Here is an 18525-nt window from a genome sequence, read left to right as displayed (position 1 = left end):
CGGCACTCAATACCAATCAGACCACAGAAAAGCGTAAATGGACTTGCGCAAACTGGTTTAACAAAATTTCTGAGGCTGTTGCCAGTAAAACATCTCGCTTTTTTGGGCGTGCTGTTGCCGCTGTGGTGTCTGTAGTAGCTTTTATTCCGTCACTGGCGGTTGATCTTGTTTACGCAGTCAAGAGCCTGTATGACCGAAAAGTTACCAAACCTCAAACTATGACTGAAAACCAGCTGCCAGTGAGCAGAACACAAACTACAGCTCAAAACCCGATACCAGAGAGAAGGCCACAAACTACAGCTCAATCCCCGATACCAGAGCGCAGTTCACAAACTACAGCCCAAAACCCGACACCAAAGAGCGGGTCACAAACTACAGCTCAAAACCCGACACCAAAGAGCGGGTCACAAACTACAGCTCAAAACCCGACACCAAAGAGCGGGTCACAAACTACAGCTCAAAACCCGACACCAAAGAGTGGGTCACAAACTACAGCTCAAAATCCGACACCAAAGAGCAGGCCACAAACTACAGCTCAAAACCCGACAACAAAGAGCAGGCCACAAACTACAGCTCAAAACCCGACAACAAAGAGCAGGCCCCAAACTACAGCTCAAAACCCGACACCAAAGAGCGGGTCACAAACTACGGCTCAAAACCCGATACCAAAGAGCGGGTCACAAACTACGGCTCAAAACCCGATACCAAAGTACAGGCCAAAAACTCCAGCTCAACGCCCAATACCAAAGAGCAGGTTTAAAAGTACAGCTCATAATCGAATGGCAGAGGGTGGTTCAAAAACGCTGACTTCAAACCTTCAAGTTATTCCCGAAGCCAAAGTACAATGGCAAAGATACATCGATGATGGCAATGTCAGAGATGCGATGGAAAGATACAATCGTTTTCTGGCAGTTAACGTTTCACATCATCCTGAAGAGATTCCAAAAGCAGCCTACAGTCAATTGGAGAAGGCAAGAGATGGTGATATCCCCATTGAGTTGATTACTCAGGATGGTGTTAAGACAGTAAAACTCAAGAAAAGTCTGGGAGCTGGTGCATCAAAGACATTCTATGATACTGGCGATGGCCAGGCACTGGCAATGAATGCGGCCCCTCACCAATTCTATGATGAGTTAATGATGCACAGTTACCTGAAAAAATCAGGTATTCCAACCCTTGACATCAAACCTGCTGTTATTCGTTGGGAATTTCAGGGTACCAAATACTCAATAGCAACCCATATCGCGCCATCATTTAGCGAATACGCAAAACAAAATACTTTTGAATTGCTCAGCAAAACCGGTCTTGAGATTTTCAATCACCTGAACGGTAAGAAAGTGTTATCAGAAGGCCAGAAGCCGCTTAAACCTGAAGACTGGGATGCGACTTTAACTCCATTGGTTAAGGATATTAGAAACCTCATTGATAATGGAGTTTACAACCCGGGTGATGCCTTCAATATAATTCTCGTGGGAAAAGGCGCTAAATTCCACTCAGGAGGTCCTGCTGATTATGAGGTTCGTGCATTTCCAATTGATTTCTCAAGCAGGTTTTTTCACTATGACCGTCTTCCCGTTAAAAATAAGCTGACAGCGGCAGACGAGAAAACAATACTGAAGGCACATATCAAGGAAGTGGTTCTTATTCAATTTGATGCCAATGCACACCAGTTGCCAGAAGATTGGGAAAGTCTTGTTGACAGACTTGCTGAAAGATACCTTCGCAAATGAAGCTACCTGTAAAAAGGTAGTGCAGGTTTCCAGGAGGCCAATGAAGGAGCCTCCAATAACATTGACATGTACCAGTGGCAAATCCCATTCACACCGGGAACTAAACCACGCGGAAATAGCGCCTCAAAAAACGCAGCCCGGACATAACCCAGGGCCAGATAAGCGCGCTGGAAAATGAAGGCAGCAAATACCAGACAGAGGGAATCGTATCCCCTGCTGCACTGCGAACCCAGAGTAGCAGCAGCTGATAAAAACCCACCATCAGGAACACCATGAAGGCCTGTTGCCAGACAGGAAATAACCTGAGCCGTCGATGCAGACTGAGCACAATAAAAGCGACCATGATCATACCCAGGGAGTTCAGCCCAAACAGACTGCCATGAAACACATCCAGCAGCAAACCAGTAATAAAGGCAAACAACAAACCAAACCGCTCCGGCAATGCCAGAACCCAGTAGATAACCACCAGCGGAACCCATGCCGGGCGAACCAGTGATAACCATTCAGGTAATGGCATAATACTGAACATTGCCGCCACCAGCAGGGTCATCCACACCACCCAGTGGGCATTAGCCTGCTGAACCATTATCGCCGCACCTCATCTGTTTTCTTCTCCGCCTTTGTCTCATCTGTCTGGGCAGCATTGATCGGCTCAATCAGGCCGGAGACTTCCCGAAAAACCAGAAGCACAACCCGGCTTCTATTCACTTCAGCAAGCGGCTCAACTTCAATAGAGGCAAAGGCATCGCCGGAATCATGGATAACCCGGGTAACCACGCCCACCGGGTATCCCTCAGGATAAGTGCCCCCCAGCCCCGAGCTGGTCAGCAGATCGCCCTCCTGAAAATCTTCAGTAACAGGAATATGCTGCAATTCAAGGCGATCCGTACGACCGGTCCCCGTAGCAATAGCACGATATTTGGTTCGGTGATTTTGCACAGGAATGCGGGCCGCCACATCGGTCAGCATCAACACCCGACTGCTGACAGGGCTGACTTCAATGACCTGGCCCATTACACCATGAGCATCAAGAATGGCCTGCCCTTCGTAGACCTTATCAATGGCTCCCTTATTAATGATCACCCGGTGCCGGAAAGGATCAGGGTCAACGCCAACCACCTCGGCAACCAATACTTGCTCATCCACCAGTTCAGAAGAGTTCAGCAACTCCCGCAGGCGGATATTCTGGGCTGTTAATGAGGCAAGCTTCTGAACCTTCTGCTCAAGAATCAGGTTTCGTGCTTTGAGACGGGCGTTTTCCTGAAGCAAGTCGTTGTGCGACATGACCACCTGTGAAGCGGTTCCCCAGATACGCCCGGGCAGATCGGCAAGAAACAGGACAGGCGTAGCAGCAACAGTCAGCCACTGACGAACCTGTGACAGGGCTCGATAGCTATGATCAAAATACAAAATCGCCAATGACAGGATGATCAGCAAAACAAAGCGCGTGACCAATGACTGGCGTTGACTGAAAATCGGTTTAATAACCTGCTCCTTACCAGGCCTCAGAACTTAACCCGGATATTTCATAAACATACTCCCGTTCTCGCTTGTCCTTTGCCGCTCTAAGGGAGTTTTGTTCAGTCGACCGTACTCCCCGGTACGGCGCTCCCTCACAAAATCCCTTAGAGCGACAAAGTCCTCGGCTTTAGCATCCTGCGTCGCCCTATCTCCCACATCCATGTGGTCGTGCGCGAGATTCGGGGCAGTTTATGAAATATCCGGGTTAACTGCCTTGAGAATGCCATATCAAAAACCTGAAGCACCGTCCGATCGACACCCATGTCTGGCTGACAATTTCCAGTGATCAGCTATTAAAGGTGATGAGTCCAACAACACTTCCCGGAAAAACCGCGATTACAGAAAAAACACTGATCACCTGAAGAGAACTGCTAACTTTGCCTGATGGCAGACCAAAATAGCAAATCAGCAATACCTCGGGAAGAAATATTGCTGATCATTTTCCAAAACAGGTGCTTGATTAACAGAGCAGTTAATCCGTGGATAACAGATCCATACGGTGCTTATCCATCATCTCGATTGCCCTGCCGCCGCCACGGGCCACACAGGTGAGCGGATCTTCAGCGACCAGAACCGGCAGGCCGGTTTCTTCACTGATCAGTTTATCCAGATCCCGCAGCAATGCGCCACCACCGGTCAGAACCAGGCCACGCTCGGCAATATCAGAAGCCAGTTCTGGCGGAGATTGTTCCAGGGCACTTTTGACCGCCTGAACAATCGCCGTCAGCGACTCCTGGAGCGCTTCCAGAATTTCGCCGCTGTTCAGGGTAAAGCTTCTGGGAATACCTTCCGCCAGGTTACGCCCGCGCACATCAATTTCCAGCAGTTCATCACTTGGGTAGGCGATGGCAATTTCCTGCTTGATACGCTCAGCAGTAGCATCACCAATCAGGCTGCCGTAGTTGCGGCGGACATACGTCACGATCGCGTCATCAAAACGGTCACCGCCAATGCGCACAGATTCAGAGTAGACAACACCGCTAAGGGAGATAATGGCAATCTCCGTAGTACCACCACCGATATCCACAACCATGGAGCCACTGGCTTCTTCAACCGGAAGTCCGGCACCGATAGCGGCCGCCATGGGCTCTTCGATCAAATACACTTCCCGGGCACCCGCGCCCAGTACCGATTCACGGATCGCCCGCTTTTCAACTTTGGTTGATTTGCAGGGCACACAGACCAGCACACGAGGGCTGGGCTGAATAAAACTGTTCTCATGCACTTTGTTAATAAAGTGCTGGAGCATACGCTCGCAGACATCAAAGTCCGCGATCACGCCATCCTTCATTGGACGAATAGCGGTAATATTGCCGGGGGTTCGCCCCAGCATCCGCTTGGCATCGGCACCAACAGCCACTACGCTTTTTTGAGTACCGAGATTGCGGATAGCAACCACAGAGGGTTCATTTAACACTATGCCCTTTTCGCGGACATAGACCAGTGTGTTGGCTGTTCCAAGATCAATCGAGAGATCGCTGGAAAACAGGCCACGTAACCTTTTCAGCATGTTATGGTGTACCTTGATTCAAGGCTTGGGTAATTCCAGAAACTCTAACAATGCTGCATCCGGAGGGCAAGCAGCAATTGTGCTCTGTGGCAACTGTGCCTGAATCATTTATCTCAGTAAAAGCATTCAAACAGCGGCTTCTTAAGTAGTTAACCAAATGAAATCATATATTTCTGACTAAGTTGTCAATCACTCTGCGGCGTTGCAACTCCGGTCACATAGCTACTGCTATGCTCCCTGCGTTGCGCCTTGCATAGTAACTGCCCACTTAGCCAGAAATATACGATTCCATTTGGCCAACTACTTATAGTGGGATTTACCGAAAAACCGGGTGACTGTCCGTGTGTTTTGTTAAACTGCAATACTCTATTTTTACACCAATCGCCCCCCCATTTACCATTCCTGCAGAGATGTTTCCGGTAATCATCCCATAGATCACCCGATAAATCCTTGAGAAATAGGTGGGCAGCCCATACATTAGCTTCTTATTTGTTTGATTGTTATTCATTTATGGAGAACCCTTACCAATGGCCATCGACGCCTCTGGAGTCAAAAAGGTTGCAAAGCTTGCACGTCTGTCCATTGACGACGATGCAGTGGAAGTAACCGCTGCCACCATCAGCAACATACTGGAACTGGTCGATAGCATGCAGGCCGTTGATACACAGGGCGTGGAACCCCTGGCACATCCTCTCGATGCCATTCAGCGCCTGCGCCCTGACCAGGTCACCGAAGAAAACCAGCGAGAGCAATTACAGGGCTGCGCACCTGCCGTTGAAGAAGGCCTCTTTCTGGTTCCCCGTGTTATTGAGTGACGTCAGAAAATATTGCAGCAGTGATCGTGGTAGAAACGCCGAAAAGGCATTATTTTCATAATAACTGCTCTGAGTCCGGTAGAAGCTGAGCCTCTTCTATACCATACGTCTTCCAACCGACCGAATCCCATGTACGATAAAACCATTGCAGAACAGAGCCGGGCATTAGCCAGTGGCGAAATATCCAGTGTCGAGTTGACACAAACCTACCTTGATCGAATCAGGCAGTTCGATGGTGACATCAACAGCTTTATTACGGTGACTGAAACGTTAGCCCTGGAACAGGCGGCAGCAGCCGACCAACGCCGTGCAGCAGGCGATGCCCACGCCATGACCGGCATTCCCGTTGCCCATAAAGACCTGTTCTGCACACAAGGCGTGAAAACCTCCTGCGGTTCAAAAATGCTGGACAACTTTATTGCCCCTTATGAGTCCACCGTCACCGGCAAATTCAGGGATGCGGGTGCCGTTATGCTGGGCAAAACCAATATGGATGAGTTTGCCATGGGCTCTTCCAATGAAAACAGCCATTATGGCCCGGTCAAAAACCCCTGGGATAAATCCGCAATCCCCGGCGGCTCCTCCGGCGGTTCTGCGGCAGCTGTAGCAGCCCTGCTGGCGGCTGGCGCTACCGGCACGGATACCGGTGGCTCCATTCGCCAGCCAGCCTCACACTGCGGCATTACCGGACTGAAACCAACCTATGGCCGGGTTTCCCGCTGGGGTATGGTGGCCTACGCATCAAGCCTTGATCAGGCTGGCCCGATGACCCGCTCCGCTGAAGATGCCGCCATTATGCTGAACACCATGGCGGGCTTTGATAACCGCGACTCCACCTGTCTTGACCATGACGTACCGGACTACACGGCAACACTGAATGACTCCCTGGAAGGTCTGACCATTGGGTTGCCAAAAGAGTACTTCGCGGCCGGACTGGACAGTGAAGTGGAACAGCAGATCCGCAATGCCATTGCCGAATATGAAAAGCTCGGTGCAAACGTCAAGGAGGTCAGCCTGCCCAATGCCAGGCTGTGCATTCCTGCCTACTACGTGATTGCCCCGGCAGAAGCCTCTTCCAACCTGTCACGCTTTGACGGCGTGCGTTTCGGACATCGCTGCGAAGACCCAAAAGACTTGATGGATCTCTACATTCGCAGCCGCAGCGAAGGGTTTGGTGAAGAAGTCAAACGTCGTATTATTGTGGGTACCTATGCCCTCTCGGCTGGTTACTACGACGCCTATTACCGCAAGGCTCAGCAAATCCGTCGCCTGATCCGTGACGACTTCCTCAACGCCTTTAAAGAGTGTGATGTCATCATGGGCCCTAACGCCCCGACATCCGCCTTTGACATTGGCTCCATGAGCAATGATCCGGTCGCCATGTACCTCTCGGATATCTATACACTGTCGGTTAACCTGGCAGGCCTGCCCGGATTATCCGTTCCCGCTGGCATGGCAAACCAGCGCCCTGTCGGCCTGCAAATCATTGGTCAGCACTTTGATGAAGCCCGCCTGTTGAATATTGGCCACCGCTTCCAACAGGCGACCGACTGGCACCAGAAATCTCCGGCATTGGTTTAGGACACAGGTACAGGACACAGTAATATGCAATGGGAAACCGTTATCGGACTGGAGATTCACGTCCAGCTCGCCACCAAAACCAAAATATTCTCGGGTGCATCCACCGCTTTTGGTGCTGCACCCAACACCCAGGCCTGCGCGGTAGACCTTGGTCTGCCCGGCATCCTTCCCGTGGTGAACGAAGAAGCCATCAATATGGCCATTAAGTTTGGGCTGGGCATCGATGCCGAAATCAACAGGGTGAATGTTTTCGAGCGTAAAAACTACTTCTACCCGGATCTGCCAAAAGGCTACCAGACCACCCAGCTGGAAAAGCCAATAGTGGGCGCTGGTCATGTGGATATCACATTGGCGGATGGCTCCACCAAAAGCATTCGCATCCACCACGCTCACCTGGAGGAAGATGCGGGCAAAAGTCTTCACGAAGGTTCTTTTAATGGAGAGCACGGCATGTCAGGGATTGACCTGAACCGTGCTGGCACTCCTCTGATTGAGATTGTCACAGAACCTGATATCCGCAATGCAGAGGAAGCCGTTGCCTTTGCCAAAAAGCTGCACTCCATTGTCACTACGCTGGGCATCTGCGATGGCGATATGTCCCAGGGTTCCATGCGGTTTGATGTTAACGTCTCCGTTCGCCCTGAAGGACAAAAAGAGTTCGGTACCCGCACAGAAACCAAAAACCTGAACTCCTTCAAGTTTATGGAGGCTGCCATCTTCAAAGAGGTAGAACGCCAGATCGACCTGATTGAAGATGGCGGAACCGTTATCCAGGAGACCCGTCTCTATAACGGTGATACCGGCGAAGCCCGCTCCATGCGCAGCAAAGAAGAAGCGAACGATTACCGTTACTTCCCCTGCCCTGACCTGCTGCCGGTTATTATTGACGACAGTCGTCTTGAAAAACTGAAGGCTGAAATGCCTGAAATGCCAGATGCCAAAAAAGCACGTTTTATCGCTGACTTTGGCCTGAGCGATTACGATGCCGACATACTGTCCGCTGACCAGGGGACGGCGAACTACTTTGAAGCCACCGTCCGTGCCAGTGATGATGCCAAACTGTCTGCCAACTGGATTATGGGAGAACTGTCCAGATCCCTGAATCAGAACAGCATTGCCATCAGCGCAAGTCCGGTGACTGCCGAAATGCTCGGCGGCCTGATCAAGCGCATCAAAGACAACACCATCTCCGGTAAAATCGCCAAAGAGGTCTTTGAAGCACTCTGGCAGGGTGAGTGCAACACGGCCGATGCAGTCATCGAGAAAAAAGGCCTCAAGCAGGTGACCGATACCGGTGCCATTGAAGCCATGATTGATGAAGTTCTGGCCAACAATGCCCGGCAGGTTGAGAATTATCGTGCGGCTGAGGAAGACAAGCGCGGAAAAATGATCGGCTTCTTTGTGGGTCAGTGCATGAAAGCGTCCAAAGGCAAGGCCAACCCCGGCCTGGTTAACCAGATTCTGAAACAGAAACTGGACGGCTAACCGAAGCTCTCAGGGTAGACATTAGCACCAGAAGTAGTCGCTAATGTCACCCCTGAAAAGCGTGATTAATTAACAAGACAACGTCCATCAAAACAGCCCCTCTCACTTCCGTCTGTGATTGCCCACCTGTTAACCTGAATACGACAGATGACAAACATTTTATAAAAAAACAGTAGGCATATAAAACCGCATAAAATATATTGATAAAGAATAAAAACAACTATTCGGACTGTATTGCTTGATTTTAAGCCAACACAGCCAGAAAGGACTTCGTTATGAAACAGGCATTTTCTCTTGCTGTTATTGCCCTGATGCCCACGGTCACCCATGCTGACTGGCAGCCCGATAAAATAACGCTGGCTTTTGGTCAGTTTATAGCACCCTTTGATGATCGACAGGCTGATATCAATCAATATCGCCTGGCTCTTGCCTGGGACCTTTCAGACTCACTGTGGACATCAGAATCACTGCTGTTACAGAGTTATGCAGAACTGGCTCTGGGCAACTGGAAAAGCACTTTAAACCCAATGAGAAACAGCTATCGAGTGGGAGCTGACAGTGTCAAACAGATCAGCTTTAGCCCTGTTTTTCGCTTCACAGGCAATGGTCTGTTAATAGGTCAAACCTCACCGTTTCTTGATCTTGGCGTGGGCGTTAGCTATCAGAGTGAGAAAGATATTGAGCAACAGGACTTTTCCGGAATCAATATGGGCAGGCGCTGGCAGTTTGAAACCCGGGCCATGGTTGGCCTGACACTGGGCGAGGGTAATCCATTTGAAGTCAGCTATGGCTGGATGCACTATTCAAATGCCGATCTGAAAGACGACAATGAAGGGCTGGATTTCCAAACCCTTCAGCTGGCCTACCGCTTTTAACTGACAGTCAGTTTTTACTACCTGGATCAGCTATTAACCAGGAAGTGAGCCCAGATACTGGCCGCATACCCCAGGGCAATGGCCCAACTCCAGCGGAGATGGGTCATAAAGGTGTAGCCACCTTTTGATGTCCCCATCAAGGCAACGCCAGCAGCGGAGCCGATGGATAACAGGCTGCCACCCACACCTGCGGTCAGAGTTATCAATAACCACTGGAAGGCGTTCATTTCAGGGTCCATTCCGAGGATAGCAAACATCACCGGAATGTTATCGACAATGGCAGAGATTATACCGGCGATGATATTAGTCCACGTTGCCCCAAGATCGGCATACATGGTTTGTGAGGCAAGGTCGAGATAACCGAGATAGCGCAGGCCACCCACCGAGAAGATGACACCAAAGAAGAACAGCAGTGTATCCCATTCGGCATGGGCCACTTCCTGGAAGATATCGATTTTATCCTCTTTGGCCCGGGGACGTGCCGTCAATCGGCGGTTACTGGTCAGCCCCTGAATTTGCATGACATAGGTATAAAGCATCAACAGGGCGAGACCGGTCATCATCCCCATAAATGGCGGCAGACCTAACGCTTTCTCAAAACTGACCGCCAGGAAGATGGTCACCAGAAAAAGCAGGCAGATGGTAATACCTCCACGGCGAATGGTGCTATCCACTCGCACACCGACCGGACGCCCTTTCTCAATGAAAAAGCTCATGATGATGGCCGGCACCAGATAATTAACCACCGACGGTATAAAGAGGCTGAAAAAGGTAAAGAACTCAACCTTACCTGCCTGCCACACCATCAGCGTGGTAATATCGCCAAAGGGGCTGAAAGCACCACCGGCATTGGCAGCAACCACCACATTGATCATAGCCAGGGTAATAAACGTCGGTTTGCCTTCACCTACGGCCATGATCACCGCGCCCATTAACAGCGCGGTGGTAAGATTGTCAGCCACCGGGGAAATAAAGAACGCCATAACGCCGGTTATCCAGAAAAGACTTCGGTAATTAAAGCCCTTGCTGATCAGCCAGCTGCGTAACGTGGCAAACACCTGCCGGTCTTCCATGGCATTAATGTAGGTCATGGCGACCAGCAGAAAGAGGAACATCGCCGCATACTCTTCCAGATCATGCATCACGGCCTGTTTGAGTTCTTCGTGGGAAACGCCCTTCTGTGTAGCAATAAAAGCAATCAGTGCCCAGATGATTCCCGCTGCCATAATCACCGGCTTAGACTTACGCAGATGAAGCTGCTCTTCGGCCATCACCAGGCAGTAGGCAATTACAAAAATGGCAATGCAGGCCCAGGCTAACGGGCTGGATGTTACCCCCAGCACATTATCGCCAGCCAGAGCAGTGGTCGGCAGGCAGGCTAGCGCTCCCATTGACAGGCGTCTTTTCATTATTGTCGTCATAACTTCGTCCCACAGGCTCAATCTGAAGCCAGTGCTAAATTGGTAAATTTAAAGATGGCGAAGGATACCTATACCGAGAGCAGAGTGCAAAAAAGCATCAAATAAAAGCAGCATGACGCAATGGCGGGATAAACAGACAAGTCGGTACGAAAGCAAATAGCGATATGAAAAAAAAGCTATTAATACTTTTTTAGCTTAAAAACTGCTTTATATTGAACAATATTTCAACAGGTTTGCGTATAGACTTTATAGAACAGCTGTTCAATATTTTCGAGAATGATTTTTGAGAGAGTGTCTGATGTCAATCGCTCCAAAACTTCAGGCTTTTTTAGCTCACAACCAGGTCGATTATGAAGTGGTCAGTCACCCTTATTCAGACCGTGCACTCAACACTGCCCATGTCGCCTGCGTTCCCGTTAAACATATGGCTAAAGCCATCGTTCTTCAGGATGAGGAAGGCTACGTAATGGCCATTGTTCCCTCCATGAACAAATTAATGCTGCGCTGGATAAATACAAAACTGAATCGCCATCTTCACCTGGTCAGCGAACAAAGTCTTGAGGAGCTGTTCCCGGACTGTGAGATGGGGGCAGTACCGGCAATGGGCATAGCCTATGGCATGAAAACCTGCTGGGATGATGAACTCAACGCCGTTCAGGATCTTTACCTGCAGGGAGGTAATCATCGGGAACTGGTGCATATTCAGAGAGAACAGTTTAAGCAGTTGCTGCAAGGCCAGCCTCATGCTGCCATCAGCTGTGATCCGGATGAAGCGGAGGCTTATGCAACGGACAACTAAGGAATTGGGCCTGAATAATTTCCTTTTTTGCCACAGAGGAAAAGCTTTTTGTTTTTCTCCGTGCCTCTGTGACTCCGTGGCAATCTCTTTTAGCGAATCATCTTCTTCACAAACAAAACAACAAAAAGCGCCAGGGAAAAGCTGCCGGTGAATGCTTCACAGGCAGCAACAATCCGGGACAGCCCCAGCGGGGTCAAGTCACCGTAGCCAAGGGTGGTAAACGTCACCACGCTGAAATAAAGACAATCAAGCCAATACCGGAGGTTCTGGAACAGATCCTGATTCTGGCTGAACCGGATAACCGTATCACCACCCTGAACCCCGGTGAACAGATAAAGGAAAGAGCAGAACACAATCAAAGCCACGGAAAAAAGCACCACTCGCAGCGGTGATTCACCATAGCCACTGATTCTGTCAACCAGGTAGGAAAGCACCCGTTGCCGCGAGCATTTTGGCATCTGCAACCGATGAAAGACCCTTTCCCGATAATAAAAATGACCGGCCTCCCTCATCATGCCGAGGTTTTCACAGTGTCGGCGAATATTTCTGGCAGACTCTTCCGCTTCTTCAAATAACGCCATGGCATTTTCAGGGTTGGCGGCAGCTTCCTGTTCCTGATAAAGCTTATCCCCCCACTTCACATGATCCAGCAGACTGTTGTTCAGATTCACACCCAGCAGATTACAGCCTTCAAGATTTGCCCTATGCAGATTGGCATTGGAAAGATTTGCTTTTAACAGTCGGGAACCCGATAAATCCACACGATAAAAATGCCCATTACAGAGGCTGGCCCTGCTCAAGTCGCAGTTAACCAGTTGATATGGCTTACCGCCACCGTGGTTCACCAGGTTAACGTTGTCCAGATTAGCCCTGCGGAGAATAAAGCCTTCCATGGGCAGCCCGGTTTCTGCCCTCTTTTCCAGCCTCGCTTTTACCTCATCTCCGGTTTTATCCACATCAGGATCATGCCAGAAGCAAAGCTGGCTGCCTGACTCCGCCACATCTTTGCAACGACCATATTGTCCGAAAAAAGAGCACTGATGCTCGGTCTTCTGCACCTGATTCAAACCCCGGTCCCTGTATTGCGACGACAGTTTCTGCTGAAAACCATCATCTTCCCTGCTGTGCTGACTATATCGGCCCGCTGATTATGGTATTTACATCGCCGGTGACTTTACAGACAGCAAACTTTTCAACACACTGAACGCTTCTCTGATCAATGTGGGACCCTCCATGAAAATTCTGTTTGTACTCTCCGCCCACGGTAAACAGGGGTCTATGAGTGAAAAAACGTGGAGTCATATATTTCACCAACACCTGCAAGAAGGAACCAAGAACAATGAATAAATCTGCGCATTACATCCTGCCTTTACTGTTATTATTTTCCAGCCATTGGCTGCACGCTGACGTCCCGGAACTTACCTGCCCTGAAAGCCCGAACTGCGTCAGCAGCCTCGCTTCTGGCAAACAGAATATTGCCCCCCTTTCCTTTGATCAGTCTGATACCCAGGGGATCAAGAAAAAACTGTTAGCCACTTTACAGAACTGGCCCAATGCAGAGATTCTCAGCAGTAATGACCAGATCATTATTACAGTGTTCACCACCCCCTGGCTGAAGTTCAAGGACGACCTGATACTGATTATTCGTCCGAACGGCACGGTTGATGTGCGCTCATCCTCTCGCGTCGGCTATTACGATTTCGGTACTAATCGTCGTCGTATCGAAAAGTTAAGAGCAGCGCTTGGTGATAAAACCAGCGCGGATGCAGAGTCAAAATAGGACCCGATATCCGTTTACAGGCCTCCTCTTAGGTTGGACATTAAGCTTATCCCTCCATTTTCATTGGGGTTTCGGATGGAACCACGAAGGACACGAAGAGCACAAAGAAGAGCCATTCTTTTCCTTCGTGCTCTTCGTGTCCTTCGTGGTTCCATCTTTAACTTGCCGAAGAGAGGAGTAGGCGCTTAATGTCTACCCTAAGAGGCCTCCTAGGCAAACACCTCCAGAAGAGTGTAAGCTTTGCTCGTTTTTTGCGGCCATTACTGAGCGTCTCAACCTCAGTTTGTACAACGCATAGCTTATGGAATCTCACAACAGGAGGCACGGTGGTCACCCTATACGGCATACCAAACTGCGACACCATAAAGAAAGCACGCCGCTGGCTCGAAGGTGCTGGTATTGAATATCACTTTCATGACTACAGGAAAGACGGCCTGAGGAAAGAAATGCTCGAACAGTGGGCCAGTGAACTGGGCTGGGAGGCCCTGTTAAACCGCCGGGGAACCACTTGGCGGCAGCTTCCGGAAGAAGCAAAAGCAGCCATTAATGCAGAGCGGGCAATTACCCTGATGCTGGAGCAACCCGCCATGATCAAGCGCCCGTTACTGGATACGGGCAGCCAGAAGTTGCTGGGCTTTTCCGAAGAACAATACCGCAACTTGCTGGCATAACAGACGTTCTGATTAATTGAAGGAATGAGAATGAGCAAACAGCACTTCAGTCTGGCCATTGGTGTCGGCAGCAAAAACCGGAACGACCAGTGGCTGGAAGTATTCTACCCAAAACCTATTCTCAATCCAGCACCGGAACTGCTGGAGAGTATTGCCAAACTGGTTGGTTACCACGGTGGCAATACGTTTATTGAGCTTGACAGCAAAACCCTGCACGCATTGGAAGACCTGTTTGTCGATATCGAACAAACTGAACTGGCTGCCATCACCCGCAGCCTGGAAGAAAGTGTACAACCCCGTGTGATCACTATTCTGGCAACCGATGAAGCACCCACCAGCACCCCCGAGGCTTATCTCAAGCTGCACCTGCTGTCACATCGTCTGGTCAAGCCACACGGCACCAACCTTCAGGGCATTTTCCCACTGCTGCCAAATGTTGCCTGGACCAGCGAAGGCGCAATCGACCTGGAAGAACTGCCAGCCCGTCAGCTGGCGGCCCGGGCAGAAGGCCGGGTTCTGAGTGTCAACTCCGTGGATAAATTCCCGAAAATGACCGACTACGTTGTCCCTGCCGGTGTCCGTATTGCCCACACTGCCCGGGTTCGTCTGGGTGCTTATGTGGGTGAAGGCACCACCGTAATGCATGAAGGCTTTATCAACTTCAACGCCGGTACCGAAGGCAAGAGCATGATTGAAGGTCGTGTTTCTGCCGGTGTCATGGTGGGTGAGGGCTCTGATCTTGGTGGTGGCTGCAGTACCATGGGTACCCTGTCCGGCGGCAATAACATTGTGATCTGTGTCGGTGAAAACTGTCTGATCGGTGCCAATGCCGGCTTGGGCATTCCTTTGGGTGACCGCTGCATTATCGAAGCCGGCCTTTACCTGACGGCAGCCAGCAAGGTTCAGGTGTTTGATGATCAGAAAAAGGTCGTTGAAGTCGTGAAAGCAGGAGACCTCTCAGGCAAGTCCGATCTGCTGTTCCGCAGAAACTCCCTGACCGGAGCCCTGGAATGCCTCACCAACAAATCAGCCATTGAGCTGAATGATGAGCTGCACTCCCACAATTAAGCCCGCAATGATTGTGTATTGAAAATAACGCGGTGAAGAAAGGGTAGCGCATACTTATAGCCCCGGTGCATAATACTGGGGCTATTTATTAAGATCAGGTTTAAATAATAATAATGCGTCATACGATTTTTGATACGCCTATCGTTAACAGCTGTTTTCGCTTCTTATCCCACCTTGGTCTGAAGCTATTCGGCTGGAAGCTGGAAGGCCAACGCCCAAATGCCCGGAAGTACGTTATTATCGCGGCACCCCATACCAGTAACTGGGACTTTATTCTGATCATTGCCTGTGCCTTCTGCTTTCGCATTAATATCTACTGGATGGGGAAAAACTCTCTGTTCAAGGGGCCCTTTGGCGGCATCATGACATGGCTTGGGGGAATTCCGGTTGACCGCAGCAAAGCCAATGGTCTGGTTCAGCAAATGGTCGACACCTTCCACAACTCCACGGACCTGGCCGTTGCCATTCCTCCTGAAGGCACACGCAACAAGGTTCGTCAATGGAAAAGTGGTTTTTACCACGTCGCCCACGGTGCTGAAGTCCCCATTGCGCTGAGCTTCCTGGATTATAAAAAGAAGGTTGGCGGTTTTGGTCCCATGTTCTTTACTACAGGGGACTATGCCTCAGACTTGAAAAAAATCCAGGAATTTTATCAACCTATGACGGGTAAGAACCCGGAAAAGTTTGCTTAGGCCATCTATTCCTAGCTGCATACTGAAACCAGACAGCATGTAGCTATCATCTTTAGATGAATAACTTTCCGTAATTTTATAGAACCATGGAACTATTTAATAGTAAGAGCATCTAACCCCTATAAAACCCATATAAAACCCATATAAAAAAACCGGATAACCACTTAATTAAATCATGACCATTCCAGCACTATCAACATCGACTGTAACGAAACACGCAACCTCTGACGAAAGTCTATTCGAGATAAAAAAAGAAGAAAAAAAATTTTTACCAACCGCTAAACAACGGCATGCTAGAAAACGTATCGCTTCGTTCAAAACTATAGAAAATACCCAAAGTACCAGTACGTTTTCCGTAGAGGAGTTTTTAACTAACTTACCAGAAGCACTTAAAGTTGAATTAAACTCAATTCAAAGGTATTGCACCCTCAATAACAATCTCACAAAGATACTTAATGGTCATGGAATTTTTTATAACAGACTAATCATCTTATTGAAAAGAATAGATCTTATTATGACTGAAAATGGCTTTTCTGATAAACACAAAACAAAGGTAGAGGAAAAAATAAATCAGTTATTGACAGAGGGTAAATTAAATTTACTCAGTGATATCGGAAGAGAACTAAATCATCTGGAAGAATATTATGACACCGGAAGCTGGCTGCCTGCCCCTGAAGACATACCCTTTTTTGATCAAGATGATAAAAACTGTAATGCACAGCATCAATCAGGTGATTTCTGCCCTGAATGGATGAAAAAAACTGAAATAGACCCTAAAATTCCAGCGTCAAAAGCAATGCTGGCTTATTGGAATTTCCGACATTCATTCAAAAATGCTAAAAGAAATCAACTGACCGACCTTATTGTCAGTAAATTAGATCCCGAACTTTTCCGCTTTATTTGCAAACTTCGAAAATTAAAAGCAGCCTTACACAATCCAGCTATTGGTACCCCCAGCTCACCACCGGGTTTAACCAGGTTTCATATTGATGCCATCGCTGCACGTTTTGATTATGCAGATACAGTAGCCAACAGACAAGCAAAGACCAATCCTGCCTACAAGCTTTATTTCTGGGATAATCAAAGCCCTTGCACTGAAGAGCAGGAGAGCATGCAGCAATCAGAAACCGGTGAAGCTGCGGGGCAAACGTTAAATGGGATTGTCGAAGACAGCCCTGATGCCTCAACCTGCAATTTTGTTGAAGAAGGCAACAAGCCTATCCACCAAACCACAGACCGTTCATTAAGAAAACGCAGGTCTTATCCAAATTACCAGGAAATTTTTGATGATCAACTGGCCATTTTGCCCAAAAAGAGAAAGAAAAAGAAAAAGAAAAAAAGCACATTTTCATCGTCCTCTACAGCCAATAAATTTCCCAGAATGGATAAGGAAAACTTATTAAAAGAAACAGGCATTCCGGCATTTGAAAAAATTATCAAATCTGTACTTGAGCAGAGAGAGAAAGAATTAATTCCGGATCCAACGTCTGCCCCTCTCGAAGAGAGTGTTGAAGCCAGTTATCACAGAGATCGTGCAGAAGTAATAGCCGCCCAGGATGAACTCAGCAGACTATATGATGCGTGCCGTCAACACTTTGGAATAAACAAATCACTCTACAGGTTTGACACAGTTAAAAAATCAGTATCAATCACACCTAAAGAAGATAGAACTAATGACAGACCTGGCGAAGTGTATATCCCGAAACCCAATAAACCACCATATACAGATAAACCACCCACCCACATGAGCACTGCTGAAAGAAAGCCAGACTTCTCTGAAGCTCAAAATGCCTTCATTACCATGATAGAAAAATCCAAAGAGCTATCATTGAAACCTATAATCGAACCTGAAAGACTCCGAGGCCATTCTGAAGACTTTGGATACGCCCCTACCCGGCAACCCTTATCCACAGTTTTGAAACTTCCTATGCCTTTTTTGACAAAGTTCTTTGCAATAGAAGGTAATACAAACCCGGAAGCTACCATAAAATTAAAAGAGAGAGTGCCGGAATTAATTGAAGAAATTAAAATGATCATACGTTTATACCGGCATAATTCAAACGTCTGGTGTCCGGATGATGCCAGAGAAATGCTAAATCCGGTAATACAAAAAGTCCGGGAAGTTCAACACTGTTTCCCACAAATCATCCATGCTTTTGAAAACAGACAACAAGATCTGCTTAAATCAAGCCATCACACAACAGAAGATATCAACAGCGCTGAAAATCAACTGGAAAAGATTCAGGAAGCACTGGCAAAAACAGCTATAGTGCTGTCTTCACTTGAAGACTTCAGTGCACATTTAAAAACTGAAAAACAGCAAGAACTTTACCAACGTCTTGTAAATACCATAGAGGAATGGCGCACCTGTATAGCAAATACCCCTGAGAGCCTGTTACCAGCAGTTCGTCAACGGGTCAGTTAAACAGGGTCGTCCCTACCTGCCTCCCACACAGCGCAAGAAATGGGGTTTAGCGCTCTTCTGCACTGCTAACAACACCTTTCATCATCATTACAGCGGCGCATTTTTGCAAATTTTATCAAATCAGAGGACACTGTTGGCACATAAACAAAGAA

At 48.6% G+C, this 18525-nt stretch carries 16 protein-coding genes; 11 read left to right on the top strand and 5 right to left on the bottom strand.

Annotated elements, in window-relative coordinates:
- The first annotated feature begins 779 nt into the window (after window positions 1-779).
- Window positions 780-1730, top strand: a complete 951-nt coding sequence (locus tag J7438_RS18995; RefSeq protein WP_209277800.1) for a hypothetical protein — start codon at window positions 780-782, stop codon at window positions 1728-1730.
- 100 nt (window positions 1731-1830) lie between these two features.
- Here J7438_RS18995 and mreD read toward each other — a convergent pair whose 3' ends face one another.
- From mreD to J7438_RS18980, 3 genes are all read right to left on the bottom strand, one after another.
- Window positions 1831-2316 carry a rod shape-determining protein MreD gene (mreD, locus tag J7438_RS18990; RefSeq protein WP_209277799.1) on the bottom strand — a complete coding sequence of 162 codons (486 nt, stop codon included), beginning with the start codon at window positions 2314-2316 and terminating at the stop codon, window positions 1831-1833.
- Entirely contained in the window at window positions 2316-3206 is an 891-nt protein-coding gene (gene mreC, locus J7438_RS18985) for a rod shape-determining protein MreC (protein WP_353620163.1), read from the bottom strand. The genes mreD and mreC overlap by 1 nt, the downstream gene beginning before the upstream one ends.
- A 517-nt stretch (window positions 3207-3723) precedes the next feature.
- Window positions 3724-4761: a rod shape-determining protein gene (locus tag J7438_RS18980; RefSeq protein WP_020585121.1), complete on the bottom strand. Its 1038-nt coding sequence runs from the start codon at window positions 4759-4761 to the stop codon at window positions 3724-3726.
- A gap of 527 nt (window positions 4762-5288) precedes the next feature.
- Between J7438_RS18980 and gatC the strand changes: the two genes are divergently transcribed.
- The 4 genes from gatC (at window position 5289) to J7438_RS18960 (ending at window position 9517) form a co-directional block, all read left to right on the top strand.
- A complete protein-coding gene (gene gatC, locus J7438_RS18975) occupies window positions 5289-5576 on the top strand; it encodes an Asp-tRNA(Asn)/Glu-tRNA(Gln) amidotransferase subunit GatC (RefSeq protein WP_209277797.1) in 288 nt (95 codons plus the stop codon).
- Between the two features lie 129 nt (window positions 5577-5705).
- Window positions 5706-7157, top strand: a complete 1452-nt coding sequence (gene gatA / locus J7438_RS18970) for an Asp-tRNA(Asn)/Glu-tRNA(Gln) amidotransferase subunit GatA (protein ID WP_209277796.1) — start codon at window positions 5706-5708, stop codon at window positions 7155-7157.
- Window positions 7158-7181: 24 nt separating this feature from the next.
- The gene (gene gatB / locus J7438_RS18965) at window positions 7182-8642 is read left to right on the top strand and encodes an Asp-tRNA(Asn)/Glu-tRNA(Gln) amidotransferase subunit GatB (RefSeq protein ID WP_209277795.1); all 1461 of its coding nucleotides are present in this window, start codon (window positions 7182-7184) and stop codon (window positions 8640-8642) included.
- Window positions 8643-8917: 275 nt separating this feature from the next.
- Window positions 8918-9517, top strand: coding sequence for an acyloxyacyl hydrolase (locus J7438_RS18960; RefSeq protein WP_209277794.1), 600 nt, complete (start codon window positions 8918-8920; stop codon window positions 9515-9517).
- Window positions 9518-9543: 26 nt separating this feature from the next.
- On the opposite strand, the gene nhaD is transcribed toward J7438_RS18960, so the two are convergent.
- Window positions 9544-10908 (bottom strand): sodium:proton antiporter NhaD, encoded by a 1365-nt coding sequence (gene nhaD, locus J7438_RS18955; RefSeq protein WP_286196715.1) that lies wholly within the window; start codon window positions 10906-10908, stop codon window positions 9544-9546.
- 328 nt (window positions 10909-11236) lie between these two features.
- On the opposite strand from nhaD, the gene J7438_RS18950 reads away from it, so the two are divergent.
- On the top strand, window positions 11237-11737 hold the full coding sequence (locus tag J7438_RS18950) for an aminoacyl-tRNA deacylase (RefSeq protein ID WP_209203316.1): 501 nt from the start codon (window positions 11237-11239) through the stop codon (window positions 11735-11737).
- Window positions 11738-11826: 89 nt separating this feature from the next.
- Here J7438_RS18950 and J7438_RS18945 read toward each other — a convergent pair whose 3' ends face one another.
- The gene (locus J7438_RS18945; protein WP_353620162.1) at window positions 11827-12795 is read right to left on the bottom strand and encodes a pentapeptide repeat-containing protein; all 969 of its coding nucleotides are present in this window, start codon (window positions 12793-12795) and stop codon (window positions 11827-11829) included.
- Window positions 12796-13076: 281 nt separating this feature from the next.
- Here J7438_RS18945 and J7438_RS18940 point away from each other — a divergent pair, with 281 nt between their 5' ends.
- The 5 genes from J7438_RS18940 (at window position 13077) to J7438_RS18920 (ending at window position 18373) form a co-directional block, all read left to right on the top strand.
- The gene (locus J7438_RS18940) at window positions 13077-13517 is read left to right on the top strand and encodes a DUF1499 domain-containing protein (protein WP_209203318.1); all 441 of its coding nucleotides are present in this window, start codon (window positions 13077-13079) and stop codon (window positions 13515-13517) included.
- A 326-nt stretch (window positions 13518-13843) separates the two neighbouring features.
- Entirely contained in the window at window positions 13844-14188 is a 345-nt protein-coding gene (locus J7438_RS18935; RefSeq protein WP_353620160.1) for an ArsC family reductase, read from the top strand.
- A gap of 30 nt (window positions 14189-14218) precedes the next feature.
- Window positions 14219-15256, top strand: a complete 1038-nt coding sequence (gene dapD, locus J7438_RS18930; RefSeq protein ID WP_209277790.1) for a 2,3,4,5-tetrahydropyridine-2,6-dicarboxylate N-succinyltransferase — start codon at window positions 14219-14221, stop codon at window positions 15254-15256.
- 113 nt (window positions 15257-15369) lie between these two features.
- Window positions 15370-15948 (top strand): lysophospholipid acyltransferase family protein, encoded by a 579-nt coding sequence (locus J7438_RS18925; RefSeq protein ID WP_209203321.1) that lies wholly within the window; start codon window positions 15370-15372, stop codon window positions 15946-15948.
- A gap of 175 nt (window positions 15949-16123) precedes the next feature.
- Window positions 16124-18373 (top strand): hypothetical protein, encoded by a 2250-nt coding sequence (locus J7438_RS18920; protein WP_209277789.1) that lies wholly within the window; start codon window positions 16124-16126, stop codon window positions 18371-18373.
- Window positions 18374-18525: the final 152 nt, after the last annotated feature.

Source organism: Thalassotalea sp. G20_0, assembly GCF_017744175.1.
GTDB lineage: Bacteria > Pseudomonadota > Gammaproteobacteria > Pseudomonadales > Endozoicomonadaceae > Endozoicomonas.
This window is presented reverse-complemented; position numbering and strand designations above follow the sequence as displayed.

What these genes read in the sequence shown, in the direction of transcription:
- mreD (WP_209277799.1), bottom strand. Translation starts at nt 2,316, where the DNA reads ATGGTTCAGCAGGCTAATGCCCACTGGGTGGTGTGGATGACCCTGCTG.
- J7438_RS18980 (WP_020585121.1), bottom strand. Translation starts at nt 4,761, where the DNA reads ATGCTGAAAAGGTTACGTGGCCTGTTTTCCAGCGATCTCTCGATTGAT.
- gatA (WP_209277796.1), top strand. Translation starts at nt 5,706, where the DNA reads ATGTACGATAAAACCATTGCAGAACAGAGCCGGGCATTAGCCAGTGGC.
- J7438_RS18925 (WP_209203321.1), top strand. Translation starts at nt 15,370, where the DNA reads ATGCGTCATACGATTTTTGATACGCCTATCGTTAACAGCTGTTTTCGC.
- nhaD (WP_286196715.1), bottom strand. Translation starts at nt 10,908, where the DNA reads ATGGGAGCGCTAGCCTGCCTGCCGACCACTGCTCTGGCTGGCGATAAT.
- gatC (WP_209277797.1), top strand. Translation starts at nt 5,289, where the DNA reads ATGGCCATCGACGCCTCTGGAGTCAAAAAGGTTGCAAAGCTTGCACGT.
- J7438_RS18950 (WP_209203316.1), top strand. Translation starts at nt 11,237, where the DNA reads ATGTCAATCGCTCCAAAACTTCAGGCTTTTTTAGCTCACAACCAGGTC.
- J7438_RS18920 (WP_209277789.1), top strand. Translation starts at nt 16,124, where the DNA reads ATGACCATTCCAGCACTATCAACATCGACTGTAACGAAACACGCAACC.
- J7438_RS18995 (WP_209277800.1), top strand. Translation starts at nt 780, where the DNA reads ATGGCAGAGGGTGGTTCAAAAACGCTGACTTCAAACCTTCAAGTTATT.
- gatB (WP_209277795.1), top strand. Translation starts at nt 7,182, where the DNA reads ATGCAATGGGAAACCGTTATCGGACTGGAGATTCACGTCCAGCTCGCC.
- J7438_RS18960 (WP_209277794.1), top strand. Translation starts at nt 8,918, where the DNA reads ATGAAACAGGCATTTTCTCTTGCTGTTATTGCCCTGATGCCCACGGTC.
- dapD (WP_209277790.1), top strand. Translation starts at nt 14,219, where the DNA reads ATGAGCAAACAGCACTTCAGTCTGGCCATTGGTGTCGGCAGCAAAAAC.
- J7438_RS18940 (WP_209203318.1), top strand. Translation starts at nt 13,077, where the DNA reads ATGAATAAATCTGCGCATTACATCCTGCCTTTACTGTTATTATTTTCC.